Genomic DNA, 2,657 nt, shown 5'->3' on the forward strand with positions numbered 1-2,657 from the left:
CCCCCTCCGTCAGCACCAGCCCCGCCGACGCCCCGGCCAGCAGCCGCGCCAGCCTCGCCACCGGCTGGGCCGGGTCGAGCGGCAGCCAGCACGCGCCCGCCTTGAGCACCGCCAGCTGCGCCACCACCAGGGACGGCGAACGTCTCAGGAGCAGGGCCACCGTGGCGCCCGCCGTCACGCCCGCCGCGATGAGTCGGCCGGCCAGACGGTCGGATTCCGCCGCAAGCCGGGCGTACGTGAGGACGTCGTCGCCGCTCTCCACGGCGGGCGCGTCCGGCGTACGGGCCGCCTGCGCGGCGAACCGCCCCGTCACCGTGGCGGGACCGGCCACCGGAACCGCCTCGGCGCCCGCCGAGCGTGCGAGCAGCCGTCGGCGCTCCTCCCTTGGGAGTACGTCGATCCGGTCCACCGGTGTCGCGGGATCGCCCGCCAGCTGTTCGAAGGCCCGCACCATGCGGGCCGCGACCTCCGCCGCCGAGATGCCGCGCCGGCAGCTCACCGCGAGGAGCATCCGCTCCCCGGCGACGACGGCCAGCGTCACGGGGTAGTGCGTGGCATCCCGTACGTCCGTCACGCGCACGGCGTCCGGGCCGTCGCCCTGCGGCTGCCCCGCCCCGCGCGGGAAGTTCTCGAACGCGAGGACCGAGTCGAACAGTTCCCCCGCGCCCCCCGCGCCGAGCCCCACGTCCGTGAGGCGCACGTGGTGGTACGGGACGAGGCGCCACTGCTCGTCCTGGATCCGGGCGAGCAGTTCGCCGACGGTCTCCCCGTCGCGCAGCCTGACCCGTACCGGCAGGGTGTTGATGAACAGGCCCACCATCTCCCCCGCGCCGGGCAGATCGTGCGGGCGGCCGGAGACCACGCCGCCGAAGACGAGGTCGCGCCCGCCGGTCATCCGGGCGAGCACCAGGGACCAGGCGGCCTGCGTGAAGGTGTTGAGGGTGACGCCCGTCTCGGCGGCACGGCGGGTGAGGGCGGCGGTCAGCTCCGCGGTGAGGCGCAGCCGGACCGTATCGGGCTCGCCCGCGTCGACACCGTCGCCCTCGCCGACACCGTGACCCTCGCCCTCGCCCGCGCCCTCTCCCAGGAGGGGAGCCTGCCGCTCCGCACCCGCCAGCGCCTCCCGCCACGCCGCCTCCGCGAGGCCCTGGTCCTGGCGGCTGAGCCACTGCGCGTACTGCCGATAGGGCACGGGCGGCGGCAGAGGCCTGCCGGTGACCAGTGCCGCGAGGTCACGCTCCAGGATCGGGATCGACCAGCCGTCGAGCAGGATGTGGTGGAAGGAGAGGACGAGTTCGCCGCCGGTGTCGTGCCGGATGAACAGGGCGCGGACGGCGGGCGGCCGCGCCAGGTCGAAGCGGCGGACGCGGTCCGCGGCCAACAACTCCTCTGTCGCGGACGCCACTTCGGGTGCCGCGCGGCCGGTCAGGTCGGCCTCCGCCCACGGGACGGCGACCCCGTGCGGGATCACCTGCACGGGGCGGTCGAGCCCCTCGTGCCGGAAGCAGGCGCGGAGGTTGGGGTGCCGCTCCATGAGCCCGTTGAGCGCGGCCCGTACGCCGCCCGCGTCCGCAGCGATCGCGGGGCCGAGGCGGAAACGGGCCTGCACGAGGTACGGGTCGGGCCCCTCCGCGTCCCGCACGGCGTGGAAGAGCAGGCCTTCCTGCACGGGGGTCAGCGGCAGCACATCCGCGATACGGCCGCTCATCGCCCGCCCTCCGCTTCCGTCGCGGGGTCGCCGATGTCCGCCAAGTCGCCCTCCAGCATCGCCAGTTGGTCCATGGACAGGCCCACCAAGGGGAAGTCGGACGGGGTCGCGCCCACCGGGCCGCCTTCCGCCGTCTCCCGCGCCAGTACGGCGATACCCTCACGCCACAGCCGGGCGAGTTCCCGTACCTCCACCTCCGCGAGGACCCCTTCGGCGTACGAGAAAGTCGCCTCCAGGCGCAGGCCGTCCGCGCTCTCCTTGGCGTAGGCGTCGATCTCGACCGCGTGGCCGAGCGGTACGGCGTCGGGGGCGGCGTCGAGCAGTTCGCCGCCCGCCGCGTCCTCGGCGGTGAAGCGGCCGAGGTAGTTGAACCGCACGTCGGGGACGGGGAGTTCGGCGAGTACCGGGGACGTGTCCGGGTTGAGGTGGCGCAGGAGGCCCCAGCCGATGCCGCCGTTCGGGACGGACCTCAGCTGTTCCTTCACCGCCTTGAGCGCATCGACCGCCGTGCCCCCTCCCTCGCGCCGGTCGCTCCCCGCGTCGAGCAGCACCGGGTACTGCGTCGTGAACCAGCCGACCGTGCGGGACACGTCCACCGGCACCGACAGCGTCTCCCTGCCGTGCCCTTCGATGTGTACGAGCAGACCGGTGCCCGAGCCCCGGTGGCGTACGGCCGCCGAGGTGAGCGCGGTGAGCAGCACGGCGTCGGCGCCGCAGTTGAACGCGGCGGGCAGGGTGGTGAGCGCGGCCTCGGTGAGGTCGGCGGGCAGCTCGACGGTGAGGGTCGCGCGCCGCGTCCCGGAGCCGCGCCCCACGGCGAGCCGCGCCTCGCCACCGGCCGCCAGACTCCGCTGCCACCAGTCGAGTTCGGCGGCGACAAGCCCTGGGCTCACCGCTTCCTCGGCGAGCAGCCCGGCCCACCGGGTGAACGAGGTGCCCGGCACCCCCG

Annotated in this window: 2 protein-coding genes; both read right to left on the reverse strand. The window is 75.1% G+C overall.

Translation table 11 applies throughout. The features are described 5' to 3' along the window. The coding region (locus tag GKQ77_RS31330) for a condensation domain-containing protein (RefSeq protein WP_219692499.1) at positions 1-1,708 on the reverse strand (1,708 nt) is incomplete at its 3' end. After that, the coding region (locus GKQ77_RS31335; RefSeq protein WP_258022295.1) for a condensation domain-containing protein at positions 1,705-2,657 on the reverse strand (953 nt) is incomplete at its 5' end. The genes GKQ77_RS31330 and GKQ77_RS31335, both read right to left, overlap by 4 nt.

Origin of the sequence: Streptomyces anatolicus (assembly GCF_019400875.1) — a bacterium.
In the GTDB taxonomy this organism is placed as follows: domain Bacteria; phylum Actinomycetota; class Actinomycetes; order Streptomycetales; family Streptomycetaceae; genus Streptomyces; species Streptomyces anatolicus.